We start from the raw sequence: 17,113 nt of genomic DNA, 5'->3' as shown, positions 1-17,113 counted from the left end.
TCAATCAGGCTGCGGAAATCTCGCCGCTTTCGATCTGTTCGCGTTCGATGGATTCGAATAGCGCCTGGAAATTCCCCTCGCCGAAACCGTCGTCACCTTTGCGCTGAATGAACTCGAAGAAGATCGGACCGATGACAGTCTTCGAGAATATCTGTAGCAAGATCCGGGTCTCACCCCCATCAACGACACCTTCGCCATCGATCAGGATGCCGTGTTTCATCATCCGGTCCAGCGGCTCATCGTGGTCGGCCACGCGGGTCTTGGACATTTCGTAGTACGCCTTGTTCGGGCCCGGCATGAATTTCAGGCCGTTTTCCGCAATTGCATCGGTCGAGGCGTAAATGTCGTCACTGCCGACGGCGATATGCTGAATGCCTTCACCTTTGTATTTCTTAAGATAAGACACGATCTGACCCGTTTCACCGCGATCTTCGTTGATCGGAATACGGATGCGGCCACAGGGAGATGTCAGCGCGCGGCTGAAAAGCCCGGTGAACTTGCCCTGAATGTCAAAGAAGCGGATTTCGCGAAAGTTGAACAGGTCGCCGTAGAACTTGAACCACTTGTCCATGTTGCCCTTGTAGACGTTGTGCGTCAGGTGATCGAGATAGAAGAACCCCACACCCCGTGGTTTGGATTCTTTGATCCACTCGAATTCCTGATTGTAGGGCGACGTGTCGTAGTACTGATCAATGAAATAGATCAATGATCCGCCGATGCCCTTGATCGCAGGCACATTCATGGTCTTGTCGGCACCGTTGTAAGGTTCTGCACCCTTTGATACCGCATGGTCATATGCTTTCTGCGCGTCCACGACTCTCCAGCCCATAGAAGGAGCGCACGGGCCGTGTTCAGCCACGAACTTTTCCGCGAAACTGTCAGGGTCAGCGTTGAGAATATAGGTGACATCCCCTTGCTGCCACAGTTCGATGGCAGGTTTGTCTTTATGGCGGGCCACCAGGTCAAACCCCATCTTTGCGAACAGATCACGCAGCTCCTGCGGTTCAGGATGGGCAAACTCGACGAATTCAAACCCATCGGTACCGGCAGGGTTTTCTTCGCTGATAACAGATTTCGGTGCGTTGTGCGGGAAAGGACCCATGGCGCGTCTCCTTCGAGAACAGGAATTTCTTTGCTGATTCAAAAATACGACTTTTTTGGCGCTGTTTCTGCGCATTGTTTTCTTGTAGACTGCCGTTAGGCGCGCAAAACGCGCATAAAAGTTATTAAAGTCAGGATTCTTCCGCACATGCTGGACGCGACCGACAAGCGATTGCTCTCCGCCCTGCAGAAGGACGCGCATCTGACCGCACACCAACTGGGCGAGATGCTGAACCTGTCGCCCAGTCAGGCAGGACGTCGCCGACAACGGCTTGAGGCCGAAGGGTACATCACCGGGTATGCCGCCCGGCTTGACCCGCTGAAACTGGGTCTTCACGTGCAAGGCTTTGTTCAGGTTCATCTGGGTACTCATGGCCCTGAACAATCCGCAAGCTTTGCCCGCATGGTCGATACCCGCCCCGAAATTACCAGCGCATGGACGATGACCGGAGAGGCAGATTACCTGCTGCATATCTACTGTGACGATCTTTCCGCCCTCAACAGCTTGCTACATTCGGTCATCCTGCCGCATCCTGCCGTTGCAAGAGTTCAGAGCCAGATCGTAATGGATCAACTGAAACGCGACGCGCCCCTGCCCACCTGAACGGGCCCGAGAGGACACAAATGGACGTTTTCCTATACCAGGCTTCGATCTATCTGGCAGCGGCAGTCATCGCCGTTCCCCTGTCTGCGAGGCTAGGCTTGGGATCGGTTCTGGGATACCTGGCCGCCGGGATCATCATTGGCCCTGTTCTCGGGCTTGTCGGTGCGGAAACGGAAAACCTTCAGCACGTTGCCGAATTCGGCGTGGTGATGATGCTGTTCCTGATTGGCCTTGAACTGGAGCCGCGCGCGCTTTGGGATATGCGTGACAAGTTGCTGGGGTTGGGCGGGTTGCAGGTTGCGTTGTCAACGGTTGCGATCGCTGCCGTGGCAATCTATGCGAACCACCCGTGGTCGGTTGCTCTGGCCGTCGGGCTGACCTTGTCGCTGTCCTCTACAGCAATCGTTCTTCAGACCCTGTCGGAAAAGGGTCTGATGCAGACAAATGGCGGTCGAGCTACATTTTCGGTACTGCTGACACAGGACATTGCGGTCATTCCGATCTTGGCCTTGCTGCCACTTCTGGCCTTGCCGGCCATGCCTCATATCGAATCGGATGGTTCGATCGACCGCGGGGCCGGTGATCTTCACGGCGCGGACCATCACAGCCTTTCTCTGGTCGAAGGTTTGCCGGGTTGGGCCGTCACGCTGGTCACGATCGGCGCAGTTGTGTTTGTCATTCTGGCCGGTGTCTACCTGACCCGCCCGCTGTTTCGCTTCATCCACGCGACCCGCCTGCGCGAGATGTATACCGCTCTGGCGCTAATGATCGTGGTCGGGATTTCCTTCCTGATGACCCTCGTCGGCCTTTCCCCTGCCCTTGGCGCTTTTCTGGCGGGCGTGGTTCTGGCCAGTTCCGAGTTCAGGCACGAAATGGAAAGCGACCTTGAGCCATTCAAAGGGCTATTGCTCGGGCTTTTCTTTATAACGGTCGGTGCCGGTATTGATGTTGCGTATTTCTTCGATGACCCCCTTGACCTGATCGGTCTGGCGCTTCTTTTGATCCTTGCAAAAGGGATCATCCTGTATCTCGTTGGCAAGGCGTTCAAGCTGCATGCGCGCGATCACTGGCTGTTCACGTTGGGGCTGGCGCAAGCCGGTGAGTTTGGCTTTGTCCTGCTGGCATTTTCAACGCAACAGAATGTCATACCCCCCGACCTGTCCCAAAAACTGCTGATGATCATCGCTCTGACGATGCTGATCACACCGCTTCTGTTTATCATCTACGATCTTCTGTCTCGAAAGATCGGCGACACCTCCAAAGAACCTGTACCGGACGAGATTGATGAAAAAGGCCCCGTCATCATTGCCGGGATTGGCCGGTTCGGACAGATTGTAAACCGGCTGGTGCGGGCCAGCGGTTTCAAGACGGTTGTACTGGACCACAACATCGAAACAATTCAGCTGATGCGCCGTTTCGGCGTCAAAGGCTTTCTGGGCGATCCCACTCGCCCCGAGTTGCTGCGCGCTGCGGGGTTGGAAAAAGCGTCGGTCCTTGTGGCTGCTATGGATGACCACAAGCAAGTCACACGGCTCGTCAGTTTTGCCAGACGGCAGCGCCCTGACTTGCACATCATCGCCCGCGCCCGAGATCGTACCCATGTGTATGAGCTTTATCAGGCTGGTGCCAATGACATCGTGCGGGAACTGTTCGACAGCTCGCTGCGCGCAGGCCGCTATGTTCTGGAGAATATCGGGTTGAGTGAATACGAAGCCGCGCAGGCGGAGCAGACCTTTTACCACCATGACCGGATGTCAGTTCGCGATCTGGCCGAGCTTTGGGTCCCGGGTTTGCCAACAGCGGAAAACAAGAAGTACATCGAGCGCGCGCAGCAACTGGAAAAAGATCTGGAAACCGCGCTGCTGGAACTGGCTGAAAAGCACGCCAAGAAATCCGCCTGACCCAGGTCTGTGCCCGGGTCACGCAAGTACTCAGCCGTCAGATACCCCTGCCTCGGCAAAGGTCGCCATACCGGAATGGCAGGCCACGGCGCTTTTGAGAATGTTGATCGCCAGAGCCCCGCCCGACCCTTCACCCAGCCGGAGACCAAGGCTCAACAGCGGTTCCTTGCCCAGCTTCGCCAACACGGCGCCATGCGCAGCCTCGGCGCTTTGGTGGCCTGCCACGGCGTGATCCAGTGCGGTATCCGACAGCCTCCACAGGCAGGCAGCGGCGGCCGAGCAGATGAACCCATCAAGGATCACAGGAATGCGCAATACTCGCGCCGCGGCAATCGCCCCGGCCATCGCTGCGATCTCACGCCCTCCGAGGCAGCGCAGGATTTCCAGGCCATCCTCTGACCTGTGCAAGGCTACACCTTCGGCCACTACACGGGTCTTGTTGGTCAGACCTGCATCATCGACGCCCGTCCCGCGACCCGTCCAATCAGACGCGTCACCACCGAACAGCGCGCAGGCAATGGCGGCAGCCGGGGTGGTGTTGCCAATGCCCATCTCGCCCACGACCAACAGGTCAGCCTGCTGATCCACGGCTTGCCAGCCGGTACGCAGCGCGTCCAGCAATTCGGCTTCCGTCATGGCCGGTGCCTGGGTGAAATCTGCGGTCGGGTTGTCCAGATCCAGTGCGTGTACATCCATCGCCGCACCCGCAGCCCGGGCCAGTTGGTTGATCGCCGCACCGCCATGTTCGAAGTTCATCACCATTTGCACGGTCACTTCCGACGGAAAAGCCGAGACCCCCTGTCCAGTGACTCCGTGGTTTCCTGCAAAGACAATGACCTGTGGCGCCGTTATCTGTGGCCGGGCATCTCCTCGCCATCCTGCGTACCAGATAGCCAAATCTTCAAGTCGCCCCAGCGCACCGGGGGGTTTCGTCAGTTGTCCGTTTCGCTCTGCCGCGCCCTGCGCCGCGGTGGCATCCGGCCCCGGAGCAGCTGCGAGCGCAGCGCGGAACGCGTTCAAATCATTCAGTTCAGGCAACATGAAAGCCTCATTGCATCAGAGTGGTCCTGTGTGTTTAACCGAAGCATTGAATCCAACAAGACCCCGAAAGGCACGGGCGTGCAAAAAAACGACACCAAACCCTTTTCCCTGTGGGATATTCCGCTGGCGCTGGTGCTGCTGACCCGCCTGCCCCTGCCCCGGTTGCCTGAACCTGTGTTCAGACGGCAGGCACAGGCGGCATGGGCCTTCCCCGTCGCCGGGCTGGTCGTCGGAGGGATTGCCTGTATGGTTGGATGGCTGGCAATGGTCTTTCATCTGTCCCCGTTGGTTGCTGCGATCTTGTTGGTTGCGACATTGATCATGATGACGGGTGCAATGCACGAGGACGGTCTGGCAGATACGTTCGACGGCCTCTGGGGCGGATTCACCCCCGAACGCCGACTTGAAATCATGAAAGACAGCCAGACCGGAACCTATGGTGTTCTTGCTTTGGTTATCTCTCAGCTTGCTCGGGTTTTGGCAGTTGCCGCGATTTTGGCAAGCGGATCGATTTGGACGATTCTGGCGGCTTGCGCGTGTTCACGCGCCCTGATGCCGGTTTTGATGGCATCCCTGCCGAACGCCAGAAAATCCGGGCTGAGCCATTCGGTGGGAACCCCCAGCACGATTTCGGTCAGCATGTCCCTGGGCCTGGCCGTTCTAATCGCCGTTTTCCTGTGCGGGGGTATGGCGATCACCGCCATCTTCTCTGCTGCCTTGGTAGCAGCCATCTTGGCGTTGATAGCGCGCAAGAAAATCGGTGGCCAGACCGGGGACATACTTGGGGCATCACAACAACTGGCAGAGATCGCGTTTCTGCTTGCCATCAGCGCCCGGATTTAGGACGCGCCGCCAGTTTCGATCCGCAGTGTTCCACCACAATGCTTGCAATGCACGGCATCCGGATCATGCCGATACAACCCGCAGCTTGGGCATTTGTGACGTACTTTCTGCGGCATAAAGATCGCCTGCGCCAAACGGACAAACAACGCGACACCCACGACCATGATGAAAACCGAGAACAGCTTCCCCCAGGGGGTGCTCAGCGTGATGTCACCGAAACCAGTTGTGGTCAGGGTGGCCATGGTGAAATACAGCGCGTCTATGTAAGGCGTCTGTGCGTCTTCCGGAATAAAGAACACCAAAACCGCCGTAGAGGTGGCAAAGACAAAAACCATCAGATTGATCGCTGCAATCACCGCGTCTTCATGGGTGCGAAAAAAGCTGCTGTCGCGTCGCAAGTCCCTGAGCAGATGGTATGAGTGGATCAAGCGCAGGGCACGCAGAATCCTCAGGAAAGCCAGGTTGCCCGTCAGAAACGGATCCAGAACCAACGACATGATAACGACAATATCCGCCAGCGTATAAATCTGGCGCAGCAGCTTCCAGCGGTCTTTTGAAATCCAAAGCCGCGCAGAGAAGTCCAACAAAATCAAAAAACCGATCAACTGGCTTGCAAGGACCAAGCCGGGACCGTGAGGGACATGTGCCGTCGCGACAAAGAAAACGATTGTCGTAACATCGAACAGGATCAGCGCATACCGAAACCAGACCGAAATCGGGTCATGTCCGATATACAGATATCTAACTGTTTGCTTCATGTCCGCCCTGTAGCTTGCTGCATCTACAGTGAAATTAGCGGCACTTAGGCAATTCACCAAGTCACGAAAAAGGCCGCCCCAAACTTGGAGCGGCCCGTTTTTTCACAGAGTTCGCTATCAGGCAGCGCGTGAGGTCAGAACTTCGTCTACCTGTTTGGCGGCGGATACTTCGCCTGCACCAGAAACGGCCGCGACCTCGCGGGTCAGACGCTCCAAGGCCGCTTCGTATAGCTGACGCTCGGAATAGCTCTGCTCGCGCTGATCGTCCGTACGATGCAGATCGCGGACCACCTCCGCAATCGAAATCAGGTCGCCAGAGTTGATTTTCTGCTCATATTCCTGCGCACGCCGGGACCACATGGCGCGCTTAACCTTCGCCTTGCCTTTCAGCGTTTTCATCGCCTGGCTGATCACATCGGGTGAGCTGAGCGACCGCAGGCCGGATTCGGTAGCCTTGTTCGTCGGCACACGCAACGTCATCTTGTCTTTCTCAAATGAGATGACGAACAGCTCCAGAGAGAACCCCGCGACATCCTGTTCTTCGATCGAGATGATCTGGCCTACGCCATGTGCGGGGTAGACAACATAGTCGTTCGGGCGGAACTCGAGCTTTTTCGACTTTGTCATTCAGTTTTTTCCTTGCTTACGGACGGGACACAGACAACAAAAACACCACATGCGGGGACTGTTTCAGCCCCGACAGGCGGCGATATTGTCAAAAATTCAGAACTCCAAAGTGAGCATACTTGTGGAGCGCATCCCAATCTCGGTCATCATACAGGTACAGAGTATATCACAAAAACACGACACCCGAAAGTTTACCCCACGGGAATTTTTCATATTTATCCTGTTTTCAACTGGTTATGCTGCATTCCTTGTGCAGAAAACAGGGATATGAGCGCGAATCGCTTAGCCGCCTTCGCCAGGCGCCTCCGAGAAATACTTCTCCATTTTACCTTCTTCACCATCGTGTTCTTCGGCGTCGGGAAGCGGGTCTTTCTTGGTAACGATCACGGGCCATATTTCCGAGAACTTGCGATTGAATTCGACCCATTGCTCCATGCCTGGCTCGGTATCGGGACGGATCGCATCTGCCGGACATTCCGGCTCGCAAACACCGCAGTCAATGCATTCGTCGGGGTGAATTACCAATGTGTTCTCACCTTCATAGAAACAGTCCACCGGGCACACCTCGACGCAGTCGGTGTATTTGCAAGCGATACAGTTTTCGGTGACAACATAGGTCATGATCGGATTCCCGTTTGCGGTTTGAGCGTTTAGCTAATTCAGTCTGGCCTACTCTTCAAGATAAGATCAGCGATCTTCTGTGCGAGAAAGATCAAGTGCGCGACGGTCTTTCTTAGTCGGACGACCTTTTCCCTCGAACTCCGGATTTTTAGGCGGGACGTCCTGTTTTTCGGTCATATCGAAATACAGCATTTGCGCTTCGGGTGCCGGACCACGGCGTTCACCCAGTTTTTCCACGCGTATGACACGAACAATGCGGCCCTGTGGAAACGTCAGAACGTCACCGGGAGCCACAGCTTGCGCCGGTTTCCGCACCCGGTCTCCGTTCAGCCTGACATAACCGCCGCTGACCTGTTTGGCGGCCAGGCTACGGGTCTTGAAGAACCGTGCCTGCCACAACCATTTATCGATCCGCAGCCTGGCCTCGGCCATTTCGGATCAGTTACCGTCCTTCAAACCCATCAGCGCAGCAGCAAACGGGTTGTCGGGATCGATGGCCTTTTCCTTTTTCGGAGGCCGTGACGAGAAGGTCTTGGCCCCCTGAGGTTTGCCGCCCTTCTTGCCATGAGGTTTGCCACGGCCATCCTGCGGTTTGCCACGCGGTTTGCCCTTGCCCTGCCCCTGTTCACGGCGCGGGGCCCGGTTGGGCTGTCGCTGACGGGCCCAGGTGAAGGTATAGAACACTTCAACTTCGGGTTCGTCTGACACAGGTTCTGCGGCTAGACTCTCTGCGGAAACCTCGGCTGACGCCTCGGTGCTGTCGGCGGCCTCGTCTGCCGCCTCGGCGGGTATGGCGACCTCTTCCGCCGCGACTTCACTCGCCGGAGCCTCTTCGGCGGTCGGTTTGTCAGCCGCATCTGCCGCAGGCTGTTCGACCGGTGCAGGTTTGACTTTCGCGCGTTCGCCACGTTCTGCCTTGTAGCCCAGACCCTGCATCAGATCGGCGAACTGATCCAGCGTCATCCCGGTGATCGACAGCATATCGGGTTTGGCCTCGAAACCGCCGCGGCTGTCTTCAGCACGCAGCATGTCGGCCAAGCGTTCCAGCATGTCGATACGGATCGAGCGCTCGCCTGCATCGCGGTAGCCACACATGGTGTCATAACCCTGCGGCGCATCCTTGGCGACCGGCACGGTGACCAGCCCGGGTGGTGGCGCTTCGGGAAACTCCTGCAGTCCACTGGACAACGCCCACAGCACCAAACGCAGACGCGTCGGGGCTGGTTTCAGCAATAGCGGCATGAAGATGGTGAACTGGCCAAATCGGATACCATGTTTGCGCAAGGCACCACGGGCATCCTGATCGAGATCCTTGACCTCTTGTGCGACCTGAGCGCGCGGCAGAACGCCCAGCGCTTCGACCATGCGGAAGGCAAAACCTCTGGCAAGACCGCTGAGTTCCTCATCGCGTGACAGGTTCAGCAACGGCTCAAACAATGCCGCTACTTTTCGGTCAATGAAATGCTGCAACCGGCGCTGCACTTTCTGTTCGACGTCCGGCCCTGCGGCTTCGTCAACGAATACCTCGACAATAGGTTTGAGAGGTTCTGCCCCGGCAACCAGTTTGCCAACGGCATATTCGCCCCACATCAGGCCACCCTGATCAGTGAAATCAATTTCTGTATCGGGCGCATTGTAGAAGCGGTCGGCGCGCAGATGGAATTGCGGCGCGAGTGCTTGCAGGGATGCCGATTTCAGAGCTTTCGCCTCGGTTCCCTGCGCGCTTTTGTCCGGAGTAAACCGGAACCCTTCCAAACGACCTACGAATTCGCCTTCGACGGTCACTTCACCCTTATCATTTACTTCGGCCAAAAGGGCCTCCTTCTGCTTGAGCCGGCGCAGCAACACAGACGTGCGCCGGTCCACAAATCTTTGCGTTAGACGCTCATGTAGAGCGTCAGACAGTCTGTCTTCTACAGTGCGGGTTTCGTCGCGCCAATGTGATTCGTCACGAACCCAACCTTTTCGCTGCGCAACATATGTCCACGTGCGAATATATGCCAATCTTTTAGATAAAGCGTCGATATCGCCGTGGGTCTGATCGATCCGCCGGATCTGCCGTGCCATGAATTCGTCGGGAATAGATCCCCGTTCATGCAGGTGGCCGTAGATCACCTCAAGCAAACTGGCGTGTTCTGCATGGCTGATACCGCGAAAATCAGGGATTCTACACACATCCCACAGCAAGCGGATGGACGGGCCGTCGCTTGCACGGGCTATGACCTCGGTCACTTGCGACAGCGATTTCAACGCGTTCAGGTCGTCGGCGGGGCGGGCTTTGATCAGGTGTTCATCATCTGGGCTGACTTCAAGAGAACCGATCAGCGCGTCAATCGAGCCAAACTTCAGGGCAGCATTTCGCCAGTTCACCTTTTTCATCGGCGCAAACCGGCTGTCCATGATCGCCTGAGCCAACCCTTCGTCCAGCGGTGGGGCCTCTCCGGTCACGCCAAAGGTACCATCGGACATACCGCGACCTGCCCGGCCCGCGATCTGCGCCAGCTCATTTGGCGCAAGTGGACGCATCCGGCGCCCATCGAACTTGGACAGGGATGAAAACGCAACGTGGTTCACATCCAGATTCAACCCCATCCCAATAGCGTCCGTGGCGACCAGGTAATCAACCTCGCCGTTTTGGTACAGGTCTACCTGTGCATTCCGTGTACGCGGGCTGAGCGCGCCCATAACCACCGCTGCACCACCTTTCTGGCGGCGCAACAATTCGGCGATGGCATAGACGTTTTCTACCGAGAATCCGACGATGGCGCTGCGCGGGGGCATCCGGCTGATCTTCTTGGAGCCAGAGTAAACCAGTTGCGACATCCGCTCTCGCCGCACGAACTGTGCCTGGGGGACCAGCGCCGAAATGGGGCCACGCATTGTGTCCGAGCCCAGGAGCAATGTCTCGTTCGTACCGCGTGACCTGAGAAGACGGTCGGTGAAGACGTGACCCCGTTCAGGATCGGCACAGAGCTGTATCTCATCGATGGCAACAAAGTCTGCGCCCATGCCTTCCGGCATCGCTTCAACGGTACACACCCAGTATTGAGCGCGAGGCGGCACAATCCGCTCTTCACCCGTAACCAGCGCCACGACCGATGGCCCACGGATCGCAACGATCTTGTCATAGACCTCGCGCGCCAGCAGGCGCAACGGCAGACCGATCACGCCGGTCCGATGGCCCAGCATGCGATCAATAGCGTAATGGGTTTTACCAGTGTTGGTCGGGCCCAGTACGGCCACGATTCGGGATGACCCGCTCACATTCGCCCCCTGCGCCTTGAGCCTTACAGCGCCTTGCCTTCAACCTGAGGCTTCAGCCGATTCACGGCATTGGTTACTTCTTCATGATGGGGATGTATAGCCAAGGCCCGAGAATATGCTTCGTAGGCTTTCTGAGGTTCCCCGATAACTTCGAAGATCAGCCCCAGACCGTAAATCGCCTCATAGTGATTTGGATTCAGGGTCAGCACATGTTCCAGGTCGGCAGCCGCCATACCAAATCGCTCGACGCCAAAAAAGGCAGACGCGCGCAGATGCCAACCTTCGGCAAAACCAGGAGCGTGATCCGTCAGTGCCGTCAGGTGATCCAGTGCAGCGTCGACTTCGCCATCATCCAATGCTTCACGGCCCCGTTCCAGCAACAGATCAGCTGACGGCGAGCCGGATTGCGACCAAAGAGCCTGCAATTGCCTATCAATGGCAAATGCCTGTTCGGGCGTCGAGTGGGCCAGTTTTTGCAACAACTCGCCCTCGTCCCGCGAATCCGCCTGTTGCGCGACGCAATTGGTGGAAAACGTGACTAGGACAAAAAGTGCCGCAACGGTACCTTTGAGATTGTGAAGTGCAATGCTCATAACAATAGTCAGTGTAGCGTTGCGACCGGGGATGTCCATTCACGGCGCACTAACAATATGAGGAAAAGCATGAGCGAGATTCTTGAAAAGGCAGCTGCCGCGCTGAACGAAAAACTGGAAGGCAGCGCGTTCGATGCCTCGGCCAAGTTTGATATCGCCGATCTGGGCGCAATTGTTTTGGACGAGAATGGCGCGCGGGTCAGTGATGACGACGCTGACGTTACCATGAGCGCTGACGCCGACACATTCGAACAGATCCTCAGCGGTGAATTGAACCCTACCGGCGCGTTCATGTCCGGCAAGCTGAGCATTGATGGCGACATGGGTGTTGCCATGAAGCTTGCCTCGGTGCTGGCCTGATGGAGTTGTCGCCGGCCCCCTTTTTTGAAGACGTGGCCGGCGGACCTGCCGGTGGAAAGGCCCACTGGTTGACGACGTCTGACCAAAAACGCATTCGCGTTGGTCACTGGCGTCCGGTTGGTCGCGCCCATGGCACCGTCATGGTGTTTCCCGGACGCACGGAATACATAGAAAAGTATGGCAATACCGCCGGAGAATTCGTGAATCGAGGGTTCGCGGTGCTGGCCGTAGACTGGCGCGGTCAGGGTCTTGCGGATCGGCTGCTGGAAAACCCACGCATCGGCCATGTCGATCATTTCACCGATTACCAGCACGATGTTCAGGCAACCCTGGACCTTGCTGACGCTCTGGATTTACCGAAACCGTGGTACGTCGTGGGGCATTCGATGGGCGGCGCCATCGGGTTGCGTGCCGTCATCGAAAAAGGTTACTTTGCCGCTTGCGCGTTCACGGGCCCGATGTGGGGAATTTTCTTCACTCCGGTGATGAAACCCCTGAGCCGCGTTACCGCATATTGGGGCACGGCGCTTGGCCTTGGCGAACGCACTCCCCCGACCACAACGCTTGAAAGCTATGTCCTGTCTCAACCTTTCGACGGGAACATGCTGACCCGCGACCCGGACATGTACCGGATGATGCAAGATCAGCTGAATGCGCATCCCGAACTTGCACTTGGTGCCCCTTCCAACCGTTGGCTGCGCGAGTCGCTGGACGAATGTGAATGGTTGATGGAGCAGCCTGCCCCAAAGACACCCTGTCTGACTTTTCTGGGCAGCCACGAGCAAATCGTCGATCGCAAGGCCATAAGGGCACGTATGGCCAATTGGCCGAACGGCACATTGATCGAAATCCCGGACGGAGAACACGAGGTACTGATGGAAGCACCCGACGTTCGAGGACCGGTTCTGGACCAGCTTGCCAAGCATTTCCTGGCCAACCAATCAAATGGAGCGGCCAAGCTGGTTTCCTCGTAAACCTTTTCACCTTCGGGATTGGCCGCTTGTGATCCGGGCGCGCCAACCCTAGATGTTTGCAAAAGCAGTCTACAAAAGGTGATCCATGCGCGACCTTCCCTTTCCCGTCCGTGACGCAAACGCAATGGGCGGTGCCGACAATCTGGGCAATCTGCCCGAATGGGATCTGACGGATCTCTACGCATCCGAAGAGGCGCCCGAACTGGCGCGCGACCTGGACTGGCTGGAAGGCGAATGTGCGGCTTTCGCTGCTGACTATGAAGGCAAGCTGGCAGAACTGAACGCCGCGGCCCTTTTGACCTGCGTTCAGCGCAATGAAAAGATCAACGCCATCGCAGGCCGGATCATGTCCTTTGCCGGTTTGCGCTATTATCAACTGACCACCGACGCAGGGCGGGCCAAGTTCCTGTCGGACATGCAGGAAAAAGTCACGATTTTCACAACGCCTCTGGTGTTTTTCACGCTCGAGGTCAACCGGATTGAAGATGATGTGCTCAAGGCACATTTTGCTGCCAACCCGGATCTTGCCCGATACGAGCCCGTGTTCCGCCGCATCCGCGCGATGAAGCCCTATCAGCTGTCTGATGAGCTTGAGAAATTCCTGCACGATCTGGGCGTTGTCGGCGACGCGTGGGAACGCCTGTTTGATGAAACCATTGCCGGTCTGACGTTCAATGTGGACGGTAATGAACTGAACATCGAAGGCACCCTGAACCTGCTGACCGAACAGGACCGTTCCAAACGTGAGGCTGCGGCGCGCGAATTAGCCTCGGTCTTTCAGGAGAACATCAAAACATTTGCACGTGTTCACAACACGCAGACCAAAGAAAAAGAAATTGTCGATCGCTGGCGCAGTATGCCAACCGCGCAAACAGGGCGTCACTTGTCGAATGATGTCGAACCCGAAGTGGTCGAGGCCCTGCGCGAGGCGGTTGTGGCCGCCTACCCCAAACTGAGCCATCGTTATTATGAGCTGAAGCGCAAATGGCTGGGTCTGGACGTCATGCAGGTCTGGGACCGCAATGCACCGCTGCCCATGGAAGATACGCGCATTGTAAATTGGGACGAAGCCGAAAAGACGGTAATGGATGCCTATAACGCCTTTGATCCCCGCATGGGCGACATCGCGGCCCCATTCTTCTCGAAAGGCTGGATCGACGCTGCGGTGAAACCCGGCAAAGCCCCGGGCGCCTTCGCGCATCCCACCGTGACCGATGTGCACCCCTATGTGATGCTGAACTACCTGGGCAAACCGCGCGACGTGATGACCCTGGCCCACGAGCTGGGCCACGGCGTGCATCAGGTGCTGGCCGCCGATCAGGGCGAGATGCTGTCTTCGACGCCTCTGACCCTGGCCGAAACCGCCAGCGTCTTCGGCGAGATGCTGACCTTCCGCAAGATGCTGGACCAGGCCGAAACGCCCGAACAGCGCAAGGTGCTGCTGGCCGGCAAGGTCGAGGACATGATCAACACGGTGGTCCGCCAGATCGCCTTCTATGACTTTGAATGCAAGTTGCACGCCGCCCGGAGCGAGGGGGAACTGACCCCGGACGACATCAACGCCCTGTGGATGAGCGTTCAGGCCGAAAGCCTTGGCCCCGCGTTTGAATTCATGGACGGGTACGAGACCTTCTGGGCCTATATCCCGCACTTTGTTCACTCGCCCTTCTACGTCTATGCCTATGCCTTCGGCGACGGGTTGGTGAACGCGCTGTACTCGGTCTATGAAAGCGGCGCGGACGGGTTCGAGGACAAGTATTTCGAAATGCTGCGCGCAGGTGGATCAAAGCACCACAAGGAACTGTTGGCCCCGTTCGGGCTGGATGCCAGCGACCCGAAATTCTGGGACAAGGGCCTGTCGATGATCTCGGGCTTCATTGATGAGTTGGAGGCGATGGAGGGCTGAGACGCCCTTAACAGAGGGTGGCGACATCTGCCTTGCGGAAAAAAACTTGCCATGTCCGGCAATGTCGCGCCCAAGGGGCTCTTGAATGTCCACTACGCGAACAAAGCTGCCTTTAGCTTGCTAAGACAGACTAGCGACCGCGCCGACAAATTCGGTCCACCGCGCGCGGTCCACAAACCCATAGTGTGCTGCACCCGGCCACTCATGCGCTGTGCAATTGGGAAGCTCAGAGCATAGGTGTCGTGGCATTTCCGGTGAAATAATGTCGTCCGCAGTACCATAAAAGAGTTCCACGGGTTGCGCGATATCACTTGGCGAGAAGCCCCAATCCCAAAGGGCCATCGTCATTTCGAAAACACCCTCCTCGTGTTGTTGGTACCCAAGGCGAAAGTTTTCTTCGAACAGGGCTTGTTGCTCGGGAGTACGGAGTATTGTTTTGGCCTCGTTGGGCATCTGGTCAACGACGGACTCCACATATGAAGGGATGTCTTTCAATGCACTTTTGGCGCCAGCACGCTCTGCCCAGCGGATCAGGAAGGTCAGGTGGCGCAGTTTCGCGATGGTCTTCAGGTCCTTCAATACCAGCATTTTGGTAACGCCGGGCTCATCAAACGGAGCCACAGGAGTAGCGAGCGCGACCTTGCGCACACGTTCGGGCATGTGGAATGCCACTGCCAATGCGTGAGGGCCGCCTCCGGAATGGCCCGCGACATTGAAGGTATCGAGGTCAAGATGGTCAGCCAGAGCCTCCATATCAGCGCCCCAATCGACCATTCTCCGATCTTTCTTCGGGCTCGACCCGCCGACACCGGGTTCGTCGGCTGCAATCCACCGTACGCCAAGCGAAGCGGTCAGACTGTCGTCGGGGTGACGAATGACGTGAGAGTCGGAAAACCCATGGCTAAAAATCACCGGTGTTCCATTTGGATCGCCGTAAGCGCTGAAGGCGAGCGTTCTACCATCTCTGAGCGTCATGTGTTGGGTCAAGTTGCTCTCCTACAGCGAAATAGCTTCGAGTCGTGTGTTCATCAGGCTGCTGGCATAGATTTGATTTATAGATACGAGCCATACTCATTATTTCTGAACCATAACTATTAAACCGCACAATGAAACGCAGATGTCGATTTGGGCTCATAGCGGCCATACCCAAGATCACTTCAACTGACTGTCTTTCGATCCACGCCGATTGACGCCGCCACGTGCCTTGAACGCGCCGTCCCGTTCCTGCTGGCAATCCAGACACAGCTTTACTCCCGGCAACGCGACACGACGCTTTTCCGGGATAGGTTCTTCGCATTCGGCACAATGGGTCAGGCTTTCGCCTTGGGGCCGCTTTTGCGCCTGCATCCGCGCCAGTTCATCTGAGATCGACGCTTCGATCTGTTCGCTTACAGCGCCGTCGCGTGCCCAACCTCCGGCCATCGGTCATCTCCTGAAATTGTGACATGCAGAATAGCTGAGCCGTTGGCCGCAACGCAAGTTACAGCGAAACCGCGCCTTCGAATACACGATCAATCACCTCTTGCGTCCCGCGGGAAAATTCCAAAGAACAGGGGTATTCCGCCCCGTCCCGGATTGATCGGCAGAAGGCCTCGACCTGCAACTTGTAATGGTCTGCTCCGGGGAAGCGGTTAACCTGAACTTCAAGCCCCGGCCGGTGTAGCTCGACCCGAGCCTCTCCGAACACACGTGCATTGAACGGGGTCGTCAGACGGATCAAACCGCTTTCGCCGTGAAACACCATCTCCTGATGGGGATGCATCCGTATGGACACATAGCTGGAATAGGTAAATCCAGGGAACTGCGCGCGAATTTCGGTAAAGATGTCGATATCATCCTGCCAACGGATCGCGGATTGCACCGACACAGGCTCTTGCCCGGTTGCAAAGCGTGCTCCACCGATCACGTAGACCCCGATGTCACGCAAACCTCCGCCGCCCGTTTCCGCACGGTTTCGAATGTTCCGAGTGTCAGAGCGATTGTCGAAACTGAATGCACCGGTCACATGTACCAAATTGCCGATGGCACCATCAGCGATCAGTTTCCTTGCAAGCTGCCATTGAGGGTGATGGACGATCATGTATGCCTCGGCGGCCAGCAGGCCGCTTTCATCCCGCTTTTGGATCAACGCGTCGAATTCATCCGCCTTCATGGTCATTGGCTTTTCGCACAGAACGTGCTTGCCAGCTTCCAAGGCCTTCAAGCTCCATTCCGCATGCATATGGTTGGGCAACGGGATGTAGACTGCGTCAATTCCGGTGTCTGCCAACAGCGCATCATAGCTGTCATACACGTGTAAATCCGGGCAAAAAGACTTAAACGGTTCGGCCTTTGCGGCATCGGACGTTGCCAGCGCGGCTAAACGCGCCCCGTTGGCAGCATGTATCGCTGGGGCCATGTATTCACGGGCAAATTTCGCAGCACCCAATACACCAAATTGAACCGGTTTTTGCATTGCGCCCTCCGTACTCGTCTCGTTTCAGATTGTGCGCTTCCAAAGGGTCCCCGAAGGCTCGACCT

General features: G+C 56.9%; 17 protein-coding genes. 6 read left to right on the top strand and 11 right to left on the bottom strand.

Annotation, left to right across the window (positions count from 1 at the left end; all coding sequences use genetic code 11):
* Positions 1-4 precede the first annotated feature (4 nt).
* Positions 5-1,102 carry a 4-hydroxyphenylpyruvate dioxygenase gene (gene hppD / locus AC2FLP_RS04390; RefSeq protein WP_117869277.1) on the bottom strand — a complete coding sequence of 366 codons (1,098 nt, stop codon included), beginning with the start codon at positions 1,100-1,102 and terminating at the stop codon, positions 5-7.
* Positions 1,103-1,249: 147 nt separating this feature from the next.
* On the opposite strand from hppD, the gene AC2FLP_RS04385 reads away from it, so the two are divergent.
* Both AC2FLP_RS04385 and AC2FLP_RS04380 read left to right on the top strand, forming a co-directional pair.
* The gene (locus AC2FLP_RS04385) at positions 1,250-1,705 is read left to right on the top strand and encodes an Lrp/AsnC family transcriptional regulator (protein WP_117869278.1); all 456 of its coding nucleotides are present in this window, start codon (positions 1,250-1,252) and stop codon (positions 1,703-1,705) included.
* Between the two features lie 20 nt (positions 1,706-1,725).
* Positions 1,726-3,606, top strand: coding sequence for a monovalent cation:proton antiporter-2 (CPA2) family protein (locus tag AC2FLP_RS04380; protein WP_496681772.1), 1,881 nt, complete (start codon positions 1,726-1,728; stop codon positions 3,604-3,606).
* A gap of 30 nt (positions 3,607-3,636) precedes the next feature.
* Here the strand turns inward: AC2FLP_RS04380 and cobT are convergent, their stop codons facing one another.
* Positions 3,637-4,647 carry a nicotinate-nucleotide--dimethylbenzimidazole phosphoribosyltransferase gene (gene cobT, locus AC2FLP_RS04375; RefSeq protein WP_117869280.1) on the bottom strand — a complete coding sequence of 337 codons (1,011 nt, stop codon included), beginning with the start codon at positions 4,645-4,647 and terminating at the stop codon, positions 3,637-3,639.
* A 78-nt stretch (positions 4,648-4,725) separates the two neighbouring features.
* Between cobT and cobS the strand changes: the two genes are divergently transcribed.
* A complete protein-coding gene (gene cobS, locus AC2FLP_RS04370) occupies positions 4,726-5,490 on the top strand; it encodes an adenosylcobinamide-GDP ribazoletransferase (RefSeq protein ID WP_496681770.1) in 765 nt (254 codons plus the stop codon).
* On the opposite strand, the gene AC2FLP_RS04365 is transcribed toward cobS, so the two are convergent.
* The 6 genes from AC2FLP_RS04365 to AC2FLP_RS04340 form a co-directional block, all read right to left on the bottom strand.
* Positions 5,487-6,248 carry an ion channel gene (locus AC2FLP_RS04365; RefSeq protein WP_117869281.1) on the bottom strand — a complete coding sequence of 254 codons (762 nt, stop codon included), beginning with the start codon at positions 6,246-6,248 and terminating at the stop codon, positions 5,487-5,489. The genes cobS and AC2FLP_RS04365 overlap by 4 nt on opposite strands.
* Before the next feature lie 117 nt (positions 6,249-6,365).
* Positions 6,366-6,875, bottom strand: a complete 510-nt coding sequence (locus AC2FLP_RS04360) for a CarD family transcriptional regulator (RefSeq protein WP_117869282.1) — start codon at positions 6,873-6,875, stop codon at positions 6,366-6,368.
* 282 nt (positions 6,876-7,157) lie between these two features.
* A complete protein-coding gene (gene fdxA, locus AC2FLP_RS04355) occupies positions 7,158-7,496 on the bottom strand; it encodes a ferredoxin FdxA (RefSeq protein ID WP_117869283.1) in 339 nt (112 codons plus the stop codon).
* A gap of 66 nt (positions 7,497-7,562) precedes the next feature.
* Positions 7,563-7,928, bottom strand: coding sequence for an RNA-binding S4 domain-containing protein (locus AC2FLP_RS04350; RefSeq protein ID WP_299896232.1), 366 nt, complete (start codon positions 7,926-7,928; stop codon positions 7,563-7,565).
* Positions 7,929-7,934: 6 nt separating this feature from the next.
* Positions 7,935-10,760, bottom strand: a complete 2,826-nt coding sequence (locus tag AC2FLP_RS04345) for a helicase-related protein (protein WP_496681765.1) — start codon at positions 10,758-10,760, stop codon at positions 7,935-7,937.
* A gap of 23 nt (positions 10,761-10,783) precedes the next feature.
* Complete coding sequence (locus tag AC2FLP_RS04340) at positions 10,784-11,353, bottom strand: tetratricopeptide repeat protein (RefSeq protein ID WP_496681763.1); 570 nt, start codon at positions 11,351-11,353, stop codon at positions 10,784-10,786.
* Between the two features lie 69 nt (positions 11,354-11,422).
* On the opposite strand from AC2FLP_RS04340, the gene AC2FLP_RS04335 reads away from it, so the two are divergent.
* From AC2FLP_RS04335 to AC2FLP_RS04325, 3 genes are all read left to right on the top strand, one after another.
* Positions 11,423-11,713, top strand: a complete 291-nt coding sequence (locus AC2FLP_RS04335) for an SCP2 sterol-binding domain-containing protein (protein WP_117869287.1) — start codon at positions 11,423-11,425, stop codon at positions 11,711-11,713.
* On the top strand, positions 11,713-12,687 hold the full coding sequence (locus tag AC2FLP_RS04330) for an alpha/beta fold hydrolase (RefSeq protein WP_117869288.1): 975 nt from the start codon (positions 11,713-11,715) through the stop codon (positions 12,685-12,687). The genes AC2FLP_RS04335 and AC2FLP_RS04330 overlap by 1 nt, the downstream gene beginning before the upstream one ends.
* 85 nt (positions 12,688-12,772) lie before the next feature.
* Positions 12,773-14,593 (top strand): M3 family oligoendopeptidase, encoded by a 1,821-nt coding sequence (locus AC2FLP_RS04325; protein WP_496681760.1) that lies wholly within the window; start codon positions 12,773-12,775, stop codon positions 14,591-14,593.
* Between the two features lie 120 nt (positions 14,594-14,713).
* Here the strand turns inward: AC2FLP_RS04325 and AC2FLP_RS04320 are convergent, their stop codons facing one another.
* The 3 genes from AC2FLP_RS04320 to AC2FLP_RS04310 all read right to left on the bottom strand — a co-directional run bounded on the left by AC2FLP_RS04320 (position 14,714) and on the right by AC2FLP_RS04310 (position 17,048).
* Positions 14,714-15,580, bottom strand: a complete 867-nt coding sequence (locus AC2FLP_RS04320; protein WP_496681757.1) for an alpha/beta fold hydrolase — start codon at positions 15,578-15,580, stop codon at positions 14,714-14,716.
* A gap of 165 nt (positions 15,581-15,745) precedes the next feature.
* The gene (locus AC2FLP_RS04315; RefSeq protein WP_170346639.1) at positions 15,746-16,015 is read right to left on the bottom strand and encodes a DksA/TraR family C4-type zinc finger protein; all 270 of its coding nucleotides are present in this window, start codon (positions 16,013-16,015) and stop codon (positions 15,746-15,748) included.
* A 58-nt stretch (positions 16,016-16,073) separates the two neighbouring features.
* On the bottom strand, positions 16,074-17,048 hold the full coding sequence (locus AC2FLP_RS04310; protein ID WP_496681754.1) for a Gfo/Idh/MocA family protein: 975 nt from the start codon (positions 17,046-17,048) through the stop codon (positions 16,074-16,076).
* Positions 17,049-17,113: the final 65 nt, after the last annotated feature.

The sequence above is a fragment of the Ruegeria sp. CDSA141 genome (assembly GCF_059612005.1).
Note: the sequence above shows the minus strand (reverse complement) of the source record. Positions and strands in the feature narration are given on the sequence as shown.

Bases quoted from the DNA above. Each gene is read 5' to 3' on its own strand.
- hppD (WP_117869277.1), bottom strand. From the start codon at position 1,102: ATGGGTCCTTTCCCGCACAACGCACCGAAATCTGTTATCAGCGAAGAA.
- AC2FLP_RS04385 (WP_117869278.1), top strand. From the start codon at position 1,250: ATGCTGGACGCGACCGACAAGCGATTGCTCTCCGCCCTGCAGAAGGAC.
- AC2FLP_RS04380 (WP_496681772.1), top strand. From the start codon at position 1,726: ATGGACGTTTTCCTATACCAGGCTTCGATCTATCTGGCAGCGGCAGTC.
- cobT (WP_117869280.1), bottom strand. From the start codon at position 4,647: ATGTTGCCTGAACTGAATGATTTGAACGCGTTCCGCGCTGCGCTCGCA.
- AC2FLP_RS04365 (WP_117869281.1), bottom strand. From the start codon at position 6,248: ATGAAGCAAACAGTTAGATATCTGTATATCGGACATGACCCGATTTCG.
- AC2FLP_RS04360 (WP_117869282.1), bottom strand. From the start codon at position 6,875: ATGACAAAGTCGAAAAAGCTCGAGTTCCGCCCGAACGACTATGTTGTC.
- fdxA (WP_117869283.1), bottom strand. From the start codon at position 7,496: ATGACCTATGTTGTCACCGAAAACTGTATCGCTTGCAAATACACCGAC.
- AC2FLP_RS04350 (WP_299896232.1), bottom strand. From the start codon at position 7,928: ATGGCCGAGGCCAGGCTGCGGATCGATAAATGGTTGTGGCAGGCACGG.
- AC2FLP_RS04340 (WP_496681763.1), bottom strand. From the start codon at position 11,353: ATGAGCATTGCACTTCACAATCTCAAAGGTACCGTTGCGGCACTTTTT.
- AC2FLP_RS04335 (WP_117869287.1), top strand. From the start codon at position 11,423: ATGAGCGAGATTCTTGAAAAGGCAGCTGCCGCGCTGAACGAAAAACTG.
- AC2FLP_RS04330 (WP_117869288.1), top strand. From the start codon at position 11,713: ATGGAGTTGTCGCCGGCCCCCTTTTTTGAAGACGTGGCCGGCGGACCT.
- AC2FLP_RS04325 (WP_496681760.1), top strand. From the start codon at position 12,773: ATGCGCGACCTTCCCTTTCCCGTCCGTGACGCAAACGCAATGGGCGGT.
- AC2FLP_RS04315 (WP_170346639.1), bottom strand. From the start codon at position 16,015: ATGGCCGGAGGTTGGGCACGCGACGGCGCTGTAAGCGAACAGATCGAA.
- AC2FLP_RS04310 (WP_496681754.1), bottom strand. From the start codon at position 17,048: ATGCAAAAACCGGTTCAATTTGGTGTATTGGGTGCTGCGAAATTTGCC.